The 411-nt window shown below is 63.7% G+C and carries 1 protein-coding gene; it reads left to right on the top strand.

Annotation, left to right across the window (positions count from 1 at the left end; all coding sequences use genetic code 11):
* On the top strand, positions 1 to 411 hold a 411-nt coding region (locus PQR02_RS40830; RefSeq protein WP_408243454.1), incomplete at both ends, for an IS256 family transposase.

Raw genomic sequence — 411 nt, 5'->3', positions numbered from 1 at the left:
ACCAATGCCACGGGCAACACCCGTAATGGCCATAGCGCCAAGACGCTGCAGGGGGAGTTCGGCGAGTTGCCGCTCAATATCCCGCGCGACCGTCAGGGGGCGTTCGAGCCGAAGCTGGTGGAGCGCCATCAGACGCGCTGGACGGGCTTCGACGACAAGATCATTTCGCTGTATGCGCGTGGCCTGAGCGTGCGCGAGATCCAGGGGCACCTGGAAGAAATGTACGGCACGGAGGTCTCGCCGACGCTGATCTCGGCGGTCACCGACGCCGTCAGTGATGAGGTGAAGGTCTGGCAGGCCCGTGCGCTCGACGCGCTTTATCCGATTGTCTATCTCGACTGCATTCACGTCAAAGTGCGCGACAGCGGCGCGGTGCGGACCAAGGCGGTGTACCTGGCCATCGGCGTGAAC

It is taken from the genome of Paraburkholderia sediminicola, from assembly GCF_046026895.1.
Taxonomy (GTDB): domain Bacteria; phylum Pseudomonadota; class Gammaproteobacteria; order Burkholderiales; family Burkholderiaceae; genus Paraburkholderia; species Paraburkholderia sediminicola_C.
This window is presented reverse-complemented; position numbering and strand designations above follow the sequence as displayed.